The 17,180-nt window shown below is 54.1% G+C and carries 19 protein-coding genes; 4 read left to right on the top strand and 15 right to left on the bottom strand.

Annotation, left to right across the window (positions count from 1 at the left end):
* Positions 1–433: 433 nt before the first annotated feature.
* Together ACMXD4_RS17140 and ACMXD4_RS17135 are read right to left on the bottom strand one after the other, a co-directional pair.
* Positions 434–1,531, bottom strand: a complete 1,098-nt coding sequence (locus ACMXD4_RS17140) for an IS5 family transposase (RefSeq protein WP_415878136.1) — start codon at positions 1,529–1,531, stop codon at positions 434–436.
* 218 nt (positions 1,532–1,749) lie between these two features.
* On the bottom strand, positions 1,750–2,067 hold the full coding sequence (locus ACMXD4_RS17135; RefSeq protein ID WP_415878881.1) for a hypothetical protein: 318 nt from the start codon (positions 2,065–2,067) through the stop codon (positions 1,750–1,752).
* Positions 2,068–2,784: 717 nt separating this feature from the next.
* Here ACMXD4_RS17135 and ACMXD4_RS17130 point away from each other — a divergent pair.
* A complete protein-coding gene (locus ACMXD4_RS17130) occupies positions 2,785–3,141 on the top strand; it encodes a hypothetical protein (RefSeq protein ID WP_171694566.1) in 357 nt (118 codons plus the stop codon).
* A gap of 85 nt (positions 3,142–3,226) precedes the next feature.
* Positions 3,227–3,796 carry a hypothetical protein gene (locus tag ACMXD4_RS17125; protein ID WP_415878880.1) on the top strand — a complete coding sequence of 190 codons (570 nt, stop codon included), beginning with the start codon at positions 3,227–3,229 and terminating at the stop codon, positions 3,794–3,796.
* A 94-nt stretch (positions 3,797–3,890) separates the two neighbouring features.
* Here ACMXD4_RS17125 and ureC read toward each other — a convergent pair whose 3' ends face one another.
* The 3 genes from ureC to ureA form a co-directional block, all read right to left on the bottom strand.
* Positions 3,891–5,594, bottom strand: a complete 1,704-nt coding sequence (gene ureC, locus ACMXD4_RS17120; RefSeq protein WP_415878879.1) for an urease subunit alpha — start codon at positions 5,592–5,594, stop codon at positions 3,891–3,893.
* A complete protein-coding gene (locus tag ACMXD4_RS17115; RefSeq protein WP_415878878.1) occupies positions 5,591–5,908 on the bottom strand; it encodes an urease subunit beta in 318 nt (105 codons plus the stop codon). Before ACMXD4_RS17115 ends, ureC begins: the two co-directional genes overlap by 4 nt.
* 130 nt (positions 5,909–6,038) lie before the next feature.
* Positions 6,039–6,341, bottom strand: coding sequence for an urease subunit gamma (gene ureA / locus ACMXD4_RS17110; protein ID WP_020482653.1), 303 nt, complete (start codon positions 6,339–6,341; stop codon positions 6,039–6,041).
* Positions 6,342–6,473: 132 nt separating this feature from the next.
* Here ureA and ACMXD4_RS17105 point away from each other — a divergent pair, with 132 nt between their 5' ends.
* Positions 6,474–6,725, top strand: coding sequence for a type II toxin-antitoxin system Phd/YefM family antitoxin (locus ACMXD4_RS17105; protein ID WP_415878877.1), 252 nt, complete (start codon positions 6,474–6,476; stop codon positions 6,723–6,725).
* Positions 6,722–6,982, top strand: coding sequence for a Txe/YoeB family addiction module toxin (locus tag ACMXD4_RS17100; protein ID WP_415878876.1), 261 nt, complete (start codon positions 6,722–6,724; stop codon positions 6,980–6,982). Before ACMXD4_RS17105 ends, ACMXD4_RS17100 begins: the two co-directional genes overlap by 4 nt.
* 408 nt (positions 6,983–7,390) lie before the next feature.
* On the opposite strand, the gene ACMXD4_RS17095 is transcribed toward ACMXD4_RS17100, so the two are convergent.
* The 10 genes from ACMXD4_RS17095 to urtB form a co-directional block, all read right to left on the bottom strand.
* Positions 7,391–7,906, bottom strand: coding sequence for a hypothetical protein (locus ACMXD4_RS17095; protein WP_415878875.1), 516 nt, complete (start codon positions 7,904–7,906; stop codon positions 7,391–7,393).
* Between the two features lie 317 nt (positions 7,907–8,223).
* Positions 8,224–8,490 (bottom strand): type II toxin-antitoxin system RelE family toxin, encoded by a 267-nt coding sequence (locus tag ACMXD4_RS17090; protein WP_415878874.1) that lies wholly within the window; start codon positions 8,488–8,490, stop codon positions 8,224–8,226.
* Positions 8,490–8,684, bottom strand: a complete 195-nt coding sequence (locus ACMXD4_RS17085; RefSeq protein WP_415878873.1) for a hypothetical protein — start codon at positions 8,682–8,684, stop codon at positions 8,490–8,492. The genes ACMXD4_RS17090 and ACMXD4_RS17085 overlap by 1 nt, the downstream gene beginning before the upstream one ends.
* A gap of 63 nt (positions 8,685–8,747) precedes the next feature.
* Positions 8,748–9,599 carry an urease accessory protein UreD gene (locus ACMXD4_RS17080; RefSeq protein ID WP_415878872.1) on the bottom strand — a complete coding sequence of 284 codons (852 nt, stop codon included), beginning with the start codon at positions 9,597–9,599 and terminating at the stop codon, positions 8,748–8,750.
* A 12-nt stretch (positions 9,600–9,611) separates the two neighbouring features.
* Positions 9,612–9,917 (bottom strand): hypothetical protein, encoded by a 306-nt coding sequence (locus tag ACMXD4_RS17075; RefSeq protein WP_415878871.1) that lies wholly within the window; start codon positions 9,915–9,917, stop codon positions 9,612–9,614.
* Positions 9,918–10,033: 116 nt separating this feature from the next.
* Positions 10,034–10,807 carry an ABC transporter ATP-binding protein gene (locus tag ACMXD4_RS17070; protein WP_064041151.1) on the bottom strand — a complete coding sequence of 258 codons (774 nt, stop codon included), beginning with the start codon at positions 10,805–10,807 and terminating at the stop codon, positions 10,034–10,036.
* The gene (gene urtD, locus ACMXD4_RS17065; protein WP_051670426.1) at positions 10,807–11,616 is read right to left on the bottom strand and encodes an urea ABC transporter ATP-binding protein UrtD; all 810 of its coding nucleotides are present in this window, start codon (positions 11,614–11,616) and stop codon (positions 10,807–10,809) included. Before urtD ends, ACMXD4_RS17070 begins: the two co-directional genes overlap by 1 nt.
* Positions 11,613–12,737: an urea ABC transporter permease subunit UrtC gene (gene urtC / locus ACMXD4_RS17060; RefSeq protein WP_051670428.1), complete on the bottom strand. Its 1,125-nt coding sequence runs from the start codon at positions 12,735–12,737 to the stop codon at positions 11,613–11,615. Before urtC ends, urtD begins: the two co-directional genes overlap by 4 nt.
* A gap of 1,120 nt (positions 12,738–13,857) precedes the next feature.
* Complete coding sequence (locus ACMXD4_RS17055; protein ID WP_415878376.1) at positions 13,858–15,246, bottom strand: IS4 family transposase; 1,389 nt, start codon at positions 15,244–15,246, stop codon at positions 13,858–13,860.
* Positions 15,247–15,367: 121 nt separating this feature from the next.
* Positions 15,368–17,119: an urea ABC transporter permease subunit UrtB gene (gene urtB / locus ACMXD4_RS17050; protein WP_415878870.1), complete on the bottom strand. Its 1,752-nt coding sequence runs from the start codon at positions 17,117–17,119 to the stop codon at positions 15,368–15,370.
* Between the last annotated feature and the right edge of the window lie 61 nt (positions 17,120–17,180).

Genomic DNA, 17,180 nt, shown 5'->3' with positions numbered 1-17,180 from the left:
TCCGCCTTTATCCTGCGCTTCTCGCTTTTGCCGAGGGTTTTCGGAAGGGCCATCCCTGGCCCTCCGAAAACGAGCGGCATCCTTGCCGCTCCCCTGCGGGCTGATCTCGCCAAAAGCTGCGATGCTCGGGGCGGAATAACGGGGGGAAACCCTCCCAAATATAACGTGGATGTCTCTTGTGTCCATTTAGGAAAACTTAGTAGGTCCGATTAGCGTAGCGTAATCGGACGTATATTCTGCAACTGCATTCAATTAAAAGAGTTACCTAACAGGCTGGTGAAAAACCCGCCGATATTTCCCCTTACCCACGATGTTCGTGATTTTTTCGAGTTGAAATCGGTCATGACATCGAGTTTCAAGCGTTTTGCCCCGGTTTCAAGGGCTTTTTATTCGCCTGAAGCCGTCTGTGGACGGTTTTCAGGCGAACTTCACCCTAGGCGGGTGCACTCCACGCCGGTTTCGGCGTGAACACCAATAGGTTGAGCATGCGCGTCAGGTTGTAGGCGGCAAAGCAAAACAAGGCCTGACCCGCGACTTTGGCTAAGCCGATGTGACGGGTTTTGCGCAGGCCGCCGACCGTTTTGACCCAGCCAAAGGCTTCTTCGACGATTTTGCGGCGCTTGAGACTTTGGGCGTAACCTTTGCCGCGCGCGGTGCGGCCGTCGACGGCACTGCCAATCTTTTTGCGGGCCACATGGGCTTTGATATCACGGGACTCGAGTCCGTTGACGAACGCCGGTTGGTCATAGCCTTTGTCGGCACCGACGCTGCCACCTTGGGGCACGCGGCGTTTGATCATTTTTTGCGCGGCTTCGATTTCGGCGGTGCCGGTGGCTTGTGTGGTTTCGACATCGACAATCAGGCCGTTGCGATTCTCGGACAAGGCATGGGTGATGTAACGCAGTTTGGCCTCGGTGTATTCGCCTTTCTTGTAAAGCCGGGCTTCGGGATCGGTTGTACTTTGATGGGTGGCGTTGCTGCGCTTTTCGCCACTGAAGTCGATCTCGGGATTGCGGCCGGCGGGTTTATCGGGACCACTACCATCTTTTTTGACGAAGCTTTTGTGCGAGGCCCAGGCTTCAATGAGGCTACCGTCGACGCTGAAGTGTTCGTCGGACACCAGATTTTGCCATTCGGCTATGGCCAGTACCCGCTCAAAAAATTCGCGACTCAGGGCTTCAGACAACAGACGTTCGCGGTTGGCACTGAACACTGTGCGTTCCCACACGGCGTCGTCGATGCCCAGACCGACAAACCAGCGAAACAACAGGTTGTAGTCCAGTTGTTCCATCAACTGACGCTCGCTACGGACCGTATACAGGACTTGTAACAGCAAGGCGCGCAGCAGTTTTTCAGGGGCAATCGAGGGACGGCCTGTGTGCGAGTAACGCTCGGCAAAGACGGCATCCATAGAGGCCAATACGCCATCAACCAGTAGCCGTAAACGACGCAACGGATGCTGTTTGGGAATACGGTCTTCCAGGCTAACATAGCTGAACCAGCTGTTTTGAATGGCATCGTGTCCGCGCATTGAAAGGCTCCAAATTTAGGTAGCCTATTTTAACAGTTGGCCCCTCATCTATGCCTTAGCTTACTTGGCTTTTCGAGTTTTTCACCAGCCTGCTAACCAATCTTCTCTGCAAATGAATATCTATAGAAAATTGGTCATACGTGTTTCCTGAAATATTACATTCGTCTGATTACGCTACGCTAATCGGACCCACGCGGGCTAAATTACCGAGATAATCGTTAGTGCCCATAACCACCAATTTGCATGCCTCCCCAACCAGTAAAAAACAGGACAAATAGTGCAACACACGAATAAACAACAAAATTAAATATTTTTGCTGAAATAGATACCCTGGGGTCTGTTAATACAGATAACACCCCAGCTAAAAATGCCAACAAACCAACTAATGCAACCGAGCCTTCAACAAGATTTCTTGATGGGCTAACAAATAATTGACCATATAGCGAAAAACAGTAACCGGCAAGCAAAGGAGCCCAAAGCGGGGCACTAAATGCTCCAAATTGCAACAGAGAAATCAGATGTTTATGCTTTTTCATTAAAACTTAAAATGCTTGCGGTAGCTTATGCCAATTCAATTCTCGCTTTAGATTTTTAGCCCGTAGGCTGCGTAGAGCACCGCGAAACCCAGCAATATAGCTCAAAGCGGGGTTTTCACTCTCGATCCAAGTCAGCCTAACAAATTACCTTAACTACTCCCAATAACTGCGGAAGTGAAGCATTCCCGTTATTCAGCCTCGAGCATCGCAGCTCTTGTGCCCCGTGGGTATTTGGTGAGATCAGCCCGCAGGGGAGCGGCAGGGATGCCGCTCGTTTTCGGAGGGCCAAGGATGGCCCTTCCGAAAACCCTCGCCGAAAGCAAGATGCGCAGGATTAAGGCGGAATGTCGGGTGGCCTTTTCTTTGGATACTTTCTTTTGGCCACGCAAAAGAAAGTATCACGGTTGTCGGTCCGCGAACCGACATATAAAACACCCGTCGCGACAGCGACACAAAACCCCAAAAACCCAGCAAAGCTATATCCTCATAAAACTGTGAAAAACCTCACACTTCTTCAGCCAGAAAGTTAACAGAGAAAGCCCTTCAGTTTCCCTAAATTATCACCGTCCCCGCTAATTACGCTGCCGGTAAAACCACAGCGTAAATGCCGAAGGACACGCTGCCCTTGAATTTTCAGGTAGGCCAATTTTTTACCCGAGAAGCAAGTACAGCGTTAACTCATCCACTCTCGTGTTTAATTTACAAAAGGTGAAGGTCATGAAAACTATCAAAAATCTGTTTCTAATGCTGTCTGTCATTGCTGCTTCCATGTTTGGTGCCAGTGCGGCCAATGCGGCGACTTGTTCCGCAGGCTGGGTGAATGTCACCGGTGTTTATGAATATAACGTTAACGGTACGACATACGGTTATATCTACACCGTGCCGGAACACAACGTACTGCCAGCCTATACCAACTATTTCGTCACCTATAACAAAGAGGCTTTGATTCAGGCCAAAATGGCGCTGCAAAACCATCAAACTTACTATTTGTATGGTGACTCAGGCACTGCTGCCTGCCCAACCTCCGGCTCTTATCGCTACTTGGGTACTTTATCCTACCTGTACGAGTACTAATCGCAGCATCCGATCATGCGGAATCTTTGGTCTGGCCCATCCGACCGAGATTCCGCTCTGAGTAACATCAACCTAGGTCAAGATCATGAACAAACTTGTCTCAATACTGGGTGTGGCTAGCGTTTTTGCGAGTGGATATTTTGCCGGTCAGCAATTCCCCGGTCGCGGCGACAGCCATTCAGCGGCGCTGCCCGAGAATACCGCTTCAGCTTCCGCGCCTGTTATCGCGGTCGGCGCTAACAGAAAGCTGGATATGTCGCGGACAAACGTCCCGGTCTCTAAGGAAATTCGGTTGCCCCCTCACGAACAGCAACGGCAGGCGCTCGCTAATGGCTTGTCTCCCGAAGATGAGGTTGCGCGTAGCGAAGCCAATGCCGACTTGATTGCGTCGATGCGAGCCAACCACTTACCGGAAGAGCAGGTCGCTCAATTGGAGCAGACTCTGAAAGATCAAGAGTCCGCCACGCCCGTTCAGCCTGAAGAGCCGGTATCCGAACGAACCAACGCGGAATTGAGCGCCGAGCTACGCGAAAGCCTAAAGCAATCCGGTGCTCCGCCGGAAATCATCAATGCCATGGCTCAGCCACTCGAAGCCGGCGCAACCACCACGGACGAACCGGTTCTACCGCACAAAAACCATATCCCAGGTTCCTAGTTTTAACGGATGGCAAATGCCGCCATTGCTTCAGTTGCATACAGTTTGTTTTCGGCAGGGCCACGGATGGCTCTACCGAAAACCCTGACCCTTCTCAAAACAGGAAATACCTCTGCGCCATCGGCAACACCACCGCCGGCTCGCAAGTCAACAACACCCCATCCGCCTTGACCTGATAAGTCTGCGGACAAACCTCCATCATCGGCTGGTAGTCGTTCAATTTCATATCCGCCTTGCCAATGTTCCGAGTATTGCGAACAACCCCGACCCGTTTCTGCAAGCCCAATTGCCCGGCCACGCCGGCCGACACCGCCGCCTGCGGTAAAAAGATCATCGAAGTGTTGGCGGCGGTGCGGCCGAAACTGCCGAACATCGGCCGGTAATGTACCGGCTGCGGGGTGGGTATCGATGCATTGGCGTCGCCCATCGGCGCGGCGGCGATCAGGCCGCCTTTGATCACCAAGCTGGGTTTGACGCCGAAGAAGGCCGGTTGCCATAGCACCAGATCGGCCAGTTTGCCGGCTTCGATGGAGCCCACTTCATGGCTGATGCCGTGGCTGATGGCCGGGTTGATGGTGTATTTGGCGATGTAGCGTTTGATACGTTGGTTGTCGCTGGTCGCCGGGTCGCCGGCCAATGCGCCGCGCTGCACCTTCATTTTATGCGCGGTCTGCCAAGAGCGGATCACCACTTCGCCGACCCGGCCCATGGCTTGCGAATCGGATGAAATCATCGAAAACGCGCCCAGGTCGTGCAGGATGTCCTCGGCGGCGATGGTCTCGCGGCGGATGCGCGATTCGGCGAAGGCCACGTCTTCCGGAATGCTCGGATCAAGATGATGGCAAACCATCAACATATCCAAATGTTCGTCGACGGTATTGACCGTGTAAGGTCGGGTGGGATTGGTAGACGACGGTAACACGTTGTTCAGGCCGCAGGCTTTGATGATGTCCGGGGCATGGCCGCCACCGGCGCCTTCGGTGTGGTAAGTGTGGATGGTGTGGCCCTTGAAGGCGGCGAAGGTGTCTTCGACAAAGCCCGATTCGTTCAAGGTGTCGGTGTGGATCGCCACCTGCACGTCGTAATCCTCGGCCACGCCCAGGCAGCAATCAATCGATGCTGGCGTGGTGCCCCAGTCTTCGTGCAGTTTCAAGCCCATCGCTCCGGCTTTGACCTGTTCTGCCAACGCGCCGGGCAGGCTGGCGTTACCCTTGCCGAGCAAACCAAAGTTCATCGGCAGGCCGTCCAGCGCTTTCAGCATCTGCTGGATATGCCACGGCCCCGGCGTGCAGGTGGTAGCGTTGGTGCCGGTAGCCGGGCCGGTGCCGCCGCCGATCATCGTCGTCACCCCGGAACACAGCGCTTCCTCGATCTGCTGCGGGCAGATGAAATGAATGTGGGCGTCGATGCCTCCGGCGGTCAGAATCTGGCCTTCGCCGGCGATGACTTCGGTACCGGGGCCGACGATGATGTCCACGCCAGGTTGTACGTCCGGATTACCGGCCTTGCCGATCTTGAAAATCCGGCCGTCCTTAACGCCGACATCGGCTTTGACGATGCCCCAGTAATCGATGATCAGCGCGTTGGTAATCACCAAATCCACCGCCCGGTCGTTGCCGAGCTGGCTTTGGCCCATGCCGTCGCGGATCACCTTGCCGCCGCCGAATTTCACCTCGTCGCCGTAGACGGTGTAATCGGCTTCCACTTGCAGGATCAAATCGGTGTCGGCCAACCGCAAACGGTCTCCGGTGGTGGGGCCGAACATGTCGGCGTAAGCGGTTCTGCTGATTTTGCTCATGCGGTTTTCTCCAATGCGCCCATTACCTCGCCACGAAAGCCGTAGACCTTGCGTTTGCCGGCAAAGGCCACCAACTGCACCTCGCGCTGCTGACCGGGTTCGAAGCGCACTGCGGTGCCGGCCGGGATGTCCAATCTAAAGCCGCGCGCGGCTTCGCGGTCGAAATGCAGGGCCGGGTTGGTTTCGTAAAAATGATAATGGGAGCCGACCTGTATAGGCCGGTCGCCGCTATTGGCGACCAGGACTTTGACGGTGGCGCGGCCGGCATTGAGTTCGATGTCGCCGTCGGCGGGGAATATTTCTCCGGGGATCATGTGGGGCTCCTTTTAAATTTGCTTTTCCGCGTGGGCACGAACTATCGTGTCCACCCTACCTGTTGGATTTTCTTGGTTTTCTTCCGGATTTTCGTAGGGTGGGCACAGGCTTTTTGTGCCCACGCGATGATTAAACAATCGGCTCATGCACCGTCACCAATTTAGTGCCGTCGGGAAACGTCGCTTCCACCTGCACCTCGGTCAGCATCTCGGCGATGCCGTCCATCACATCATCAATGCTTAACAACGTTCGACCATAAGCCATTAACTCAGCCACAGTCTGACCGTCGCGCGCGCCTTCCATGATCGCGGCGGAGATATACGCCACCGCTTCCGGGTAGTTGAGTTTCAAGCCTCTGGCTTTGCGGCGCTCGGCGAGCAGGGCGGCAGTGAAGAGGAGGAGTTTGTCTTTTTCTCTTGGGGTTAGTTGCATGGCGTTATTGTCAGCTAAATAGTAATTTTTGGAATGTTGGTAGTTTTTGTCACGGTTAAATGTTTCCCAACTTGCATAGGGCTATGTTCCGAGTTATTGTGTCGTACAGTTTTTCGTACAACAGGAGCATTAATGGACGCCATCAGTTACAGCGCCGCTCGCGCCAATTTAGCCAAAACCATGGACAAGGTTTGCGCCGACCATGCCCCCATCATCATCACCCGCAAAAGCGAATCCCCGGTAGTGATGCTGTCTCTGGAAGATTTCCAAGCCATGGAGGAAACGGCCTATCTGCTACGTTCGCCAGCCAACGCCCGCCACTTGCTGGAGTCCATCGCCGAGCTGGAATCCGGCCAAGGCACGGAGCATGAGTTGATAGAGTGAAAATCACTTTTTCCTCTGATGCCTGGGATAGCTATCTGTACTGGCAAACCACCGACAAGGCCATTCTTAAACGCATCAACCAACTCATCAAGGAAATCCAGCGCCAGCCGTTCGAGGGCATCGGCAAGCCTGAACCGTTGAAACACGGTTTGTCCGGCTATTGGTCGCGGCGGATTAACGACGAGCATCGAATCGTTTATAAGGTTGCCGGCGATATGTTGTTGATTGCGCAGTTGCGGTATCACTATGAGTATTGACGTTGGTTGTTTATGGTGTGTCGCTGCCGCGACGGTTGTTTTTAATGTCGGGTCTCGGCCCGACAGCCGAGATACTTTCTTTTGTTTGGCCAAAAGAAAGTATCCAAAGAAAAAGCCACCCCATGCCGCTTGTATCCTGCGCTCCGAAGGGTTTGAACGGGGTTTTCGGAAGGGCTATCCATAGCCCTCCGAAAACGCGATGCATCCCTGCATCGCCCCTTCGGGCTGATCCGTCCAAACCCTCCGGTGCTCGGCGCGGCAAAAGGGGGGGAACCGTCCCGAAACGATGCGTTATAAAATTTAGAACGGTAGGTCCGATTAGTGAGGCGTGATCGAACGGATATTAATTACTTCTTGCCACCAACACGGTTTTCGCAATAAGTCTATTGGAATAATTATTGAATTTCATCAGCTTTGATTTAGTGCTAATTCAAATGAATCATATAATCGTTCCTCAATTGCCAGGAATTTTTTAAGTTGGTTTTTTGACACGGAAAACCTCAAATAAAATGAAAAAGCTGGAATAGGCAATGGCTTATTAGTATCTGGTTTGCCGATGTACGTTGAGCTACCAACTTCATTAACTCCTTGAATGATTATATTAATTTGTGTCGACAAATACTCGATGTGAATTTCTACTTTTTTTAATTCCCACTGGTCATATTCACAATCGCCGGGGTGACCATTGGGACCTTCATTCCAAAAACCTATTTTAGTTCCACTCAACACATAATCGAAAGTTCTGTATCCAGCGCCTTGGGTAATCATTTGTGGTGTGAAAGGGTAAATATAAAGACTCTTTTTTGTGCCTGTGACTTTAATATGTAGTGAGTTATCGTCCGGATCGATCCAAGCGGACAGAGAATCGGCGATTAAATTGTCGTAAATTAAAACGCTTCCAATACATTCAATGCCTAAAACCATTAGTTTCCTTCTGTTACAAATTTATCGAACAACTTTTCTTCGCGCAAGGGGTTCTCTTCCCCTTTTGCCGCGCCGAGCACCGGAGGGTTTGGACGGATCAGCCCGCAGGGGCGATGCAAGGATGCATCGCGTTTTCGGAGGGCTAGGGATAGCCCTTCCGAAAACCCCGTTCAAACCCTAAGGCGCGCAGGATTTAAGCGGCATGGGGTGGCCTTTTCTTTGGATACTTTCTTTTGGCCAAGCAAAAGAAAGTATCGCGGTTGTCGGTCCGCGAACCGACATATAAAAAACCGTCGCGATAGCGACACAATTAATCATCAAGGAAAGAATTTATAAATTTCCTTCCTATGCATCACCGTCGCCACAACCACCAAATCATCCTTAACAATCAACCCAACCCGATAATCACCAAACCGTACTTTATAAAAACCATCATAACCCTGTATTTTCTCGATTTTCCCTAATTCAAAAATGCTGTTGGAATGAGCTAAATCCTCAAATGCAAATTGCTCGATTTTTGGTCGCACCGAAGCCGGCAGATCGGCCAATTGTTTTAAAAACTTCTTGCGATACTCAACCTGCATTAGGCCTTGTCCAGGCTGGCGTAGTATTTCTTAGCTTCCTCAATATTTAGGGTTTCGCTATCATCAGCACTTATAAATTGCACCAAAGCGTAATTTTCCAGAACATTTTCAATCTTTTCGAATGTATCGATATCCAGTTGTACCGCGACTCGTTGACTGTCTTCGTTAACGATATATTGCCGTTTAAATTCCATAACCGTCTCCCAGGAAAGGTGAGTGGTCACCATACCCATCCACTAGAGAAAAATCAAACCGGCTTAGGTCGCCCAAATCCTCGGCGCACAAACCTCCCGCCCAACAACATCCCCTCGCACCAATCCCCAAACCCGCTCAAAAAAACCCTTCAACAAATCCGCCCGCCTATCCAATCCCCGACAAATCAACAAGCCCTCAATCAAGGTCACCCCGCGATTCGGTTCCTCGCCAATCAATGCCTGCACCGCCGCCAAATGCAAAGCCGTTGCCGGATACACAAACATCGTCCCACACGCCGAATGCCCGGATAAGCCCCAGCGGGCTTGAAAGGCTTGCCCGTCCAGATGTTGGCGTTCCAGGTAGAACAAGCGGCCGCCGCGTTGGATGCGCCAGTTGAGTTCGGCGTAGCCGTCGCTGAAGCCTTCGCCGGCGGCGGGGCGGCCGAGGGCGGTGATTTCCCAGCCGACGAAACGAGCTTGTTCGGCCAAATCAATATGCATGTTGGCATTCAGGCGGGCGCCGTCGTAGACGATGGTTTCCTGCGGCAGCCATTCCAGGCTGGCATCGTCGGCGACGCTTAGATTTATGGTTTGCCGGGCTTCGCCGCCGCTGCTGCGGTAAAACTTGCCGGCAGCGGGCGTAGTGATCAGTGCTTGGGCGGCGGTTTCGGCATTGGCGTTGATGGTCAAACGGTCTCCGGCCACCACGCCGCCGGGCGGGTGCAACAGGTAGACATGGCAAACTTCGCCTTCCGGATAAAACGGCCGCTGCACGGTCAGCGGGCCGCGGTGGCTGCAGTTGACCAGGGCGGTTTTGTGGCCGCGTTGACTAAAGCTCAGCGTTAATTCGGCTTCCCATGCCGTGGTATCGGTTGATGCAGCGGGATGAGTTGAAACGGCGCAGTTGGCTGGCATGGTGCAGTGGGGTTACAAGTGTTTGGTCTTAGCGGCTATGGCCGATTTTTCAGACAAAGGCGGATGCTGCGCTTTGTTGGCGTGCCGCTGGCGGATGAGGTGCACTATAACCGGGCCGAACACCAATCCCAAAATCAATGCGCTAATCAGCAAGGCCGGCAGATAAGGGATTTCCAATATCGGATGGATTAAAGCGCGGGTCAATTGCAGAAGGTTGCCGCCTTCCAGCATGGCATCGTAACTGTCATGTGCCTCACTACGCATCGACCAAGCCAACAATAGCGCTCCTGCGGCCAGCAAAAATTTATCGGATTTCATCTTTATTTCTCCGTGATCAAGCTTTGAATAACTACGATGGGCTTCACGTTGTTCAGCCCATCCTACGCCCGTTTAGAAAATCTCCATTAGCCCCGCTTTTGCAAAGCGGGAAATCTTCAGACTGTGAGGTAACGCTTCACCATATCATCGGCCAACTCGTCCATCGCCCCCACGGCGACATGCCGACCCCGGTCCATAATGCAAAACTGATTGGCCACCTTACGGGCAAAGGGCAGTTTTTGTTCGACCAGCAACACCGTCACCCCCAGTTCTTTATGGATGCGGTCGATGGCTTGGTGGATTTCGCCGGTTTCCGGTTTGGGGGCTGGCGTGGGCACGCCGCGCGACTTGTTCAGGCGAATAATCACGTCGCCGATTTCGCTGACGATGTTGGGCTGGATGCCTTCGGTGGGTTCGTCCAGAATCAATAGCCGTGGATTCAATACCAAGGCCCGGCCGATGGCCAATTGTTGTTGCTGGCCGCCGGACAAGTCGCCGCCGCGGCGTTTCAGCATTTGTTTCAATACCGGAAAAATCTCGAAAATACTGTCCGGGACTTTTTTGATGCCGTGTTTGTGGGCCGCGCGCAGGCCGGTTTTCAGGTTTTCTTCCACGGTCAGCAGCGGAAAGATTTCCCGGCCCTGCGGCACGTAGCCGATGCCCAGTTCGGCGCGGGATTCGGCCTTGGCTTTGGCCAGTTCCACGCCGTCGAATTGAATGCTGCCGTCGGCCACCGGCAGCAGGCCCATGATGGCTTTCAGCAGCGTGGTTTTGCCGACACCGTTGCGGCCCATCAGGCAGACGCAGGCGCCGGCCGGTACGCGCAAATCCAGGTCCCACAGAGTGTGGCTGGCGCCGTAGTATTGTTGCAATGCGCTGATATTTAACATCATCCCCCCAGGTAAACTTGTATGACGCGCGGATCGTTTTGCACTTCGTCCATCGTGCCTTCAGTGAGCACCGAGCCCTCGTGCAGCACCGTGACTTTACGGGCAATACTGCGGACAAATTCCATGTCATGTTCGACAACAACGATGGAGTGTTTGCCTTGCAACGACAACAGCAGCTCGGCGGTGCGCTCGACTTCCTGATGAGTCATGCCGGCGATGGGTTCGTCGACGAGCATCACTTTTGGGTCCTGCATCAGCAGCATGCCGATCTCCAACCACTGCTTCTGACCGTGCGATAAGGCGCCGGCCAGTTGCCGTTGCTGAGCGGGCAGGGCGATGGTTTGCAGCACATCATGAATGCGGTCGCGTTGCTCGCTGTTGAGTTTATGAAATAGAGTCGACCAGGTGCGTTTATCGGTTTTTAAGGCCAGTTCCAGGTTTTCGAACACGGTCAAGGCGTCAAACACGCTGGGCTTTTGAAACTTGCGGCAGATGCCGGCCTGGGCGATGGCCGGTTCGTCCAATTCCAGCAAATCGATGGTCTGCCCGAAGAATACCGAGCCGCTGTCGGGCTTGGTTTTGCCGGTGATGACGTCCATCAGCGTGGTTTTGCCGGCGCCGTTGGGCCCGATCAGGCAGCGCAATTCGCCGTCGTCGATGTACAGCGATAGGTGGTTCAGCGCCCGGAATCCGTCGAAGCTGACGCTGACGTCTTCCATGTATAGAATCGGGCCGTGGCGGGCGTCGACTTCGCCGTCCAGCGGCAGGCTGGCGCCGCCTTCAGTGGTAGTTGCAGCCGAGATCATCATGCCGGTTGTCCTCCGGTAGTGTTAAGGGTGGATTCGGGTTTAGGTTTGGCGCGGCGGCGCAGCAGGCCGACGATGCCGTCGGGCATTAACAAAGTCACCAGAATAAAGGCGCCGCCCAGGCAAAACAGCCAGGCGTCCGGCATCAGCCCGGTCAATACGGTTTTGGCATAGTTGACCAGCACCGCGCCGATTATGGGGCCGTACAGGGTGCCGCGACCGCCGACCGCGACCCAGATGACGATTTCCAACGAATTGAGCGGCGAGAATTCGCTAGGGTTGATGATGCCGACCTGCGGCACGTACAGGGCGCCCGCCAGTCCAGCGAGCATGGCCGCGAACACGAATACCCATAGTTTGAACAATTCCACCCGGTAACCGAGAAAACGCACCCGCGATTCTTGGTCGCGAACCGCCGTGACCACCCGGCCCAACTTGCTATTCACGATCCAGCGGCACAGCAACAGAGCGCCGATCAGGCTGAGGCCGGTCATTAATAATAAGACGGAGCGGACCGCTTCGGATTGGATGTTGAAGCCGAGAATATCCTTGAAATCGGTGAGGCCGTTGTTGCCGCCGAAGCCCATTTCGTTGCGGAAGAAGGCCAACAACAAAGCGTAGGTCAGGGCTTGGGTAATGATGGACAAATACACACCAGTGACTCGCGAACGAAACGCTAGCCAGCCGAATACGAAGGCCAGCAAGCCCGGCGCCAGCAGCACCATCAACATCGCGAAACCGAAATTCTCGAAGCCGTACCAATACCAGGGCAGCTCGGTCCAGTTCAGGAACACCATGAAGTCCGGCAGCTCGGCGTTGCCGTACACGCCGCGCGTGCCGATCTGCCGCATCAGATACATACCCATCGCATAGCCGCCCAAGGCGAAGAATGCGCCTTGGCCGAGGACCAGAATCCCGGCGTAGCCCCAGACCATGTCCAGCGACAGGCCGAGCAGGGCAAAGGTCAGGTATTTGCCGATTAGGGAGACTGAGTAGGCGGAGAAGTGCAGGGCAGAGTCTTCGGGGAAGATTAGATTACACAGGGGGATTAAGAGGGTTACCGAGGCTAACGTGGTTAGGACGGTGGTGTAGGTTTTGTCTTGGCTTAGGTTGATTAGTTTCATACCGTCTTCCGTTTTAGTGTGTCGCTATCGCGACGGTTTTTTTAATGCCGGTTCGCGGACCGGCGACCGCGATACTTTTCTTTGCTTGTCCAAAGAAAAGTATCCAAAAGAAACGACACCCGGATGCCGCTTATATCCTGCGCGCCGAAGTTTTTATCGAGGGTCGGCAGAAGGGGCTTCCCAGCCCCTCCGCCGACGTGCGGCATCCATGCCGCACCCCTTCGGGCAATTCTCGATAAAAACTCCGGTGCTCGGCGCGGCATACGGGGTTGAAACCATCAGCCTCCAGAAATAGCGTAGGGTGGGCAACTTTGCCCACCGTTGGCGGTTGGTTCCGCGTGGGCACTCAATCGTGCCCACCCTACGACTACCGAAAAGATAAAACGTAAAAAAGTCAAGGGTGGAAACATTTCCAGCCTGTTTTGTATTAGTCACTGCCTTCATAATTTTTACAAATTCAATGCGAAGCTCTTCACATACGCTGTCGTGATAATTAAAAGCATTCTTTGTATCGGTATTAAACGGCTTTAATCCCGCATGAGAGGTCGCTGAGATAAATTGCTTGTTAACGCCTAGCCTCGCAAACTGCCAACGGATTCTTTGAAAAATTGTAGGAATTTGATCATGTCAAAAAACTTCATACTTAAATTGTTAATAGTGGCTCCACCAGTTATTCATGCAATTACTGAATTGTTGAAAGCTATCCATACATTTATGGGTTAAACAAAATGACAATCTTTATTTTCAGTAAGTGTACAAACCTGCCATTTCCGTCAGACGGTAACGGTGGGACGTTTTTGTCCCCCTCTGCCGCGCCGAGCACCGGAGGGTTTGAACGGAATAGCCCGATAGGGGCGTCGCATGGATGCGGCGCGTTGCATGCAGGGGCTGGGAAGCCCCTTCAGGCAACCCCGTTCAAACCCGAGGAGCGCAGGAAGCAAGCGGCGGCGGGGTGGCCTTTTCTTTGGATACTTTCTTTTGGCCAAGCAAAAGAAAGTATCTCGGCTGTCGGGCCGAGACCCGACTTCAAAAACCACCGTCGCGTTAGCGACACCAACCAAATCCAAGCCCCAATCGCCGCAGCGCGGCAGGTTTGGGTTCCCACGCAGCGCACTCATCGTTATACACATCTCATTGCGAGATCCTGTTGAGCATTGAGGGCGATGACAAAATCGCGCAAGCGCTGTAAGCCGATCCACATGGCCTTGGCACCCGGTGGACCATCGTGTTTGCGGGCAAAATAACCGCCTAAGCTTGCAATCAGTCGGATTACCTCACCGAGGCGCGGTGGCGTGAGCGGTGGTGGACAGCGCTTGACGACGATATAAGCCGCTCGCCACTCCTGCGGATCGAAAATAATCTCGCAATCCATGTCCGGCGCTGCGCGCGCGAGCATCAGGCTGAATAACACCCGCCAGGCAATAACCATATAGAGCGCCAAACAAGGTAGTAGCCGTTCTTCCGATTCCAGATGTAGCCGCTTGATCTGGCAACCGCTCTTCAATACATGGAAGTACACTTCGATACACCAGCGCACGCCATACCACGCCACCACCGTAGTCGCTTGCTCGAAACTCGCCACAGGCAAACTGGTCAGCAGGAGCCATTCCAAGGGTTCCTTGCCGGCTGGCGGCGTCTCTTCGCGCGCCAGCACCGCGTTGATGCTCAATGCCGGCAGTCGATACCCAATACGCGTTGGCGGCTTGAGGGGCACCGTGGCGGCGCGTACCGTGATATGCGCCAGTCGCGCTGCACGGTTCGGCCGCGACTTGACATTAACCTCGGTATAACCCATGACCGGCGCTTGATCCAGGGCCGACCATAGCCATTTCGCCGCATTTTCCGGCTCGACCAGAAGGTCTCGGTTCTGCGTCGCCCGAACAATCCATTCAGCGCGAGCAGTCGGCGCATAGTCTTGGTATTCGACAAACCATTCGTAAATGTCGCCCTCGCGGTCGGCGAGATTGACCAATAAACTGTCCGGCATTTGCGCCTGTAAGGCACAGCTATCCTGATAGCTTTCGAGCCAGTGCCGACTTTCTTTTTCGTCCACGCCTTTGTGCCGCCGCGCTTGTCGCGGGCTGGCGCCGTCACGCGCCCAATACGCTGCCTTGACGACACCCAAGCAAATCCGCGACGGCGTAAAGGCGATGGTCGGATGTAGTCGGCGCGCATGTTTCGCCATCTCTTTCAAAGTACCGAGACCTTTTGGCCCCAAACAAATGTTTTCGTCGTACTCCGTCGTGTCCTGCGCCAGCAATACGACCGGGCTGCTCTTCATCCGTTCGACCGTGGCATCTCGATGCGGCGCCAGTATCTTTTTGAAAGTCGCCTTATCATTGTCGAAAAACCGGTAAGCGCCCATCGTCTCCTTCCAGCCGCCACAGGCCGCCGGGATGCTGAGCTGGGGATGTTCGCCTAATCGCTCCAGTAACAATGCCAATCGTTTATTCAGGCGCCGATCTTCCAGATCGGCGGTTTGGACTTCGTCTTCGGCCCAGGTGCTCATCGCTGTTCTCCATCATCTATATGCCTCATGTCTCCTGGTAGTTTAGTCGTTGGGAGACTTGTGTATAACGATGAGCGCAGCGCATGGGAACCAGCAAACCCGGTCGGCAGTGACACAAAAATCAAGATTCCGCTGCCCTTCCTTTCTGCGGAAACAACCCCCGCGGCTTCTTCTGAATAAACAAAATAATGAACACCAACACCAGAATCTTCGCCAACACCGCCCCGGCATAAGGCTCCAACACCTTATTCGCAATCCCCAACGAAAACCCGGCCACTAACGTTCCGAACAAATTACCGACGCCGCCGAACACCACCACCATGAACGAATCGACGATGTAGGCCTGGCCCAGATTCGGCCCGACGTTGGTGATCTGGCTCAAGGCCACGCCGGCTACGCCAGCAATGCCGGAACCCAAACCAAAAGTCATCGCATCCACCCGCGAAGTCGGTATGCCCATCGCCCTAGCCATGCCACGATTTTGCGCGACGGCGCGGACTTCCAAACCCAGCTTGGTGCGCTTCAAGATTTGTAACAGCGCGGTAAATACCAGCAGACAGAAGATCAGGATGTAGAAGCGGTTCCAGGTCAGTGACAGAAAATCGTTGATTTGCCACGAGCCGCTCATCCACTCCGGCGTGGCGACGCTGCGGTTCAGCGGCGAAAAGATCGAGCGCACGGCTTGTTGTAGGAACAGGCTGACGCCGAAGGTGGCCAACAAGGTTTCCAGCGGCCGGCCGTACAGGAAGCGGATGATGCCGCGCTCGATGGCGATACCGACCAAGGCGGCAACCAAGAAAGCCATCGGTATCGATAGAATCAAAGCGGTGCCCAGGTTGTTGGGCATGATTTGTTGCATCACGTAAGTGGTATAAGCGCCCAGCATCATCAGTTCGCCGTGGGCCATGTTGATGACGCCCATCACGCCAAAGGTAATCGCCAAACCAATCGCGGACAACACCAGCACCGCACCCAAGCTCAAGCCAAAGAAAACGGTTTCGGCGGCAGCGTAGGCTTGCATGCGTTCGCGGATTTTAATCAGGGCTGCTTCGGCCAGGTTGCGCACATCGCTGTCGGCTTCCAGGAAATTGCCGTCGGCATCCTTATCGATAATGGCTTGCAACTTGTTGACTACGTCCTGGCTGTCCAAATCTTTTAACGCGCCGATAGCGGCGATGCGTTGGTCTTTTTCCGGACTGTTGATGTCTTGCAGTAACAGCATTTTGTTGATGGCGGTTTTGATCTCGGCGTCGGATTCGGTTGCCAGATGATCGCGCAGCAAAATTACCGCTTTGTCGTCTATGTCGTTGGCTAATGTTTGTACCGCGATCAGGCGTAGCACCGGGTCGGTATCGTTTAATTGCAATTGGGCGATGGTTTTGCGCAGCACGCCGCGCAGTTTGTTGTTTAAATTGATTTTGCCTACCGCGCCGCGTTCGACTTCGGCTAATGCCGCGCCGCTGAGCGGATCACTGAGTTGGTAACCGGCCGGGCTTTCCTGCGCAAACACCAATTTGCCTTCGGCTTTGAAGTCGAACAGTTTGCCGTCTTGCAGAGCTTGCAGTAGTTTCAGGTTATTGCTGTCGCTGCCCAGAGTTGCGATGGCTTGTTCGCGCTCGGCCATACTGCCGGTGCGCAGTTGCTCCAAGGCGTTGCCGGCGTCTTGGGCCAGTGCGGGGTGCGCGGCCAGGAATATCAACGCCAGCAAACAGCCGGCAAGTTTTGGAAGCCGTTTAAAAACGCCGCCGGCTGTTAATCCGGTCTGAGTAGAAGTGGTAGTCATCATGCTCAAGCAGTTGTCCTTGGGGGAACGGTTGGCCGGGCGCGAGCCGGGCGGCGTTTTTAAACGGGTTCTGAAACGTGTTGTGTGCATCGTCTGTCCTCTTTTGGGGGCGAGGCCCACGGCATCCTGCCGTGAACCTCGCGGGTAACAT

The organism is Methylomonas sp. TEB (genome assembly GCF_047777895.1).
GTDB lineage: Bacteria > Pseudomonadota > Gammaproteobacteria > Methylococcales > Methylomonadaceae > Methylomonas.
Note: the sequence above shows the minus strand (reverse complement) of the source record. Positions and strands in the feature narration are given on the sequence as shown.

Coding starts and splice junctions, on each gene's coding strand:
- ACMXD4_RS17140 (WP_415878136.1), bottom strand. CDS start 1,531: ATGCGCGGACACGATGCCATTCAAAACAGCTGGTTCAGCTATGTTAGC.
- ACMXD4_RS17135 (WP_415878881.1), bottom strand. CDS start 2,067: ATGAAAAAGCATAAACATCTGATTTCTCTGTTGCAATTTGGAGCATTT.
- ACMXD4_RS17130 (WP_171694566.1), top strand. CDS start 2,785: ATGAAAACTATCAAAAATCTGTTTCTAATGCTGTCTGTCATTGCTGCT.
- ACMXD4_RS17125 (WP_415878880.1), top strand. CDS start 3,227: ATGAACAAACTTGTCTCAATACTGGGTGTGGCTAGCGTTTTTGCGAGT.
- ureC (WP_415878879.1), bottom strand. CDS start 5,594: ATGAGCAAAATCAGCAGAACCGCTTACGCCGACATGTTCGGCCCCACC.
- ACMXD4_RS17115 (WP_415878878.1), bottom strand. CDS start 5,908: ATGATCCCCGGAGAAATATTCCCCGCCGACGGCGACATCGAACTCAAT.
- ureA (WP_020482653.1), bottom strand. CDS start 6,341: ATGCAACTAACCCCAAGAGAAAAAGACAAACTCCTCCTCTTCACTGCC.
- ACMXD4_RS17105 (WP_415878877.1), top strand. CDS start 6,474: ATGGACGCCATCAGTTACAGCGCCGCTCGCGCCAATTTAGCCAAAACC.
- ACMXD4_RS17095 (WP_415878875.1), bottom strand. CDS start 7,906: ATGGTTTTAGGCATTGAATGTATTGGAAGCGTTTTAATTTACGACAAT.
- ACMXD4_RS17090 (WP_415878874.1), bottom strand. CDS start 8,490: ATGCAGGTTGAGTATCGCAAGAAGTTTTTAAAACAATTGGCCGATCTG.
- ACMXD4_RS17085 (WP_415878873.1), bottom strand. CDS start 8,684: ATGGAATTTAAACGGCAATATATCGTTAACGAAGACAGTCAACGAGTC.
- ACMXD4_RS17080 (WP_415878872.1), bottom strand. CDS start 9,599: ATGCCAGCCAACTGCGCCGTTTCAACTCATCCCGCTGCATCAACCGAT.
- ACMXD4_RS17075 (WP_415878871.1), bottom strand. CDS start 9,917: ATGAAATCCGATAAATTTTTGCTGGCCGCAGGAGCGCTATTGTTGGCT.
- ACMXD4_RS17070 (WP_064041151.1), bottom strand. CDS start 10,807: ATGTTAAATATCAGCGCATTGCAACAATACTACGGCGCCAGCCACACT.
- urtD (WP_051670426.1), bottom strand. CDS start 11,616: ATGATGATCTCGGCTGCAACTACCACTGAAGGCGGCGCCAGCCTGCCG.
- urtC (WP_051670428.1), bottom strand. CDS start 12,737: ATGAAACTAATCAACCTAAGCCAAGACAAAACCTACACCACCGTCCTA.
- ACMXD4_RS17055 (WP_415878376.1), bottom strand. CDS start 15,246: ATGAGCACCTGGGCCGAAGACGAAGTCCAAACCGCCGATCTGGAAGAT.
- urtB (WP_415878870.1), bottom strand. CDS start 17,119: ATGCACACAACACGTTTCAGAACCCGTTTAAAAACGCCGCCCGGCTCG.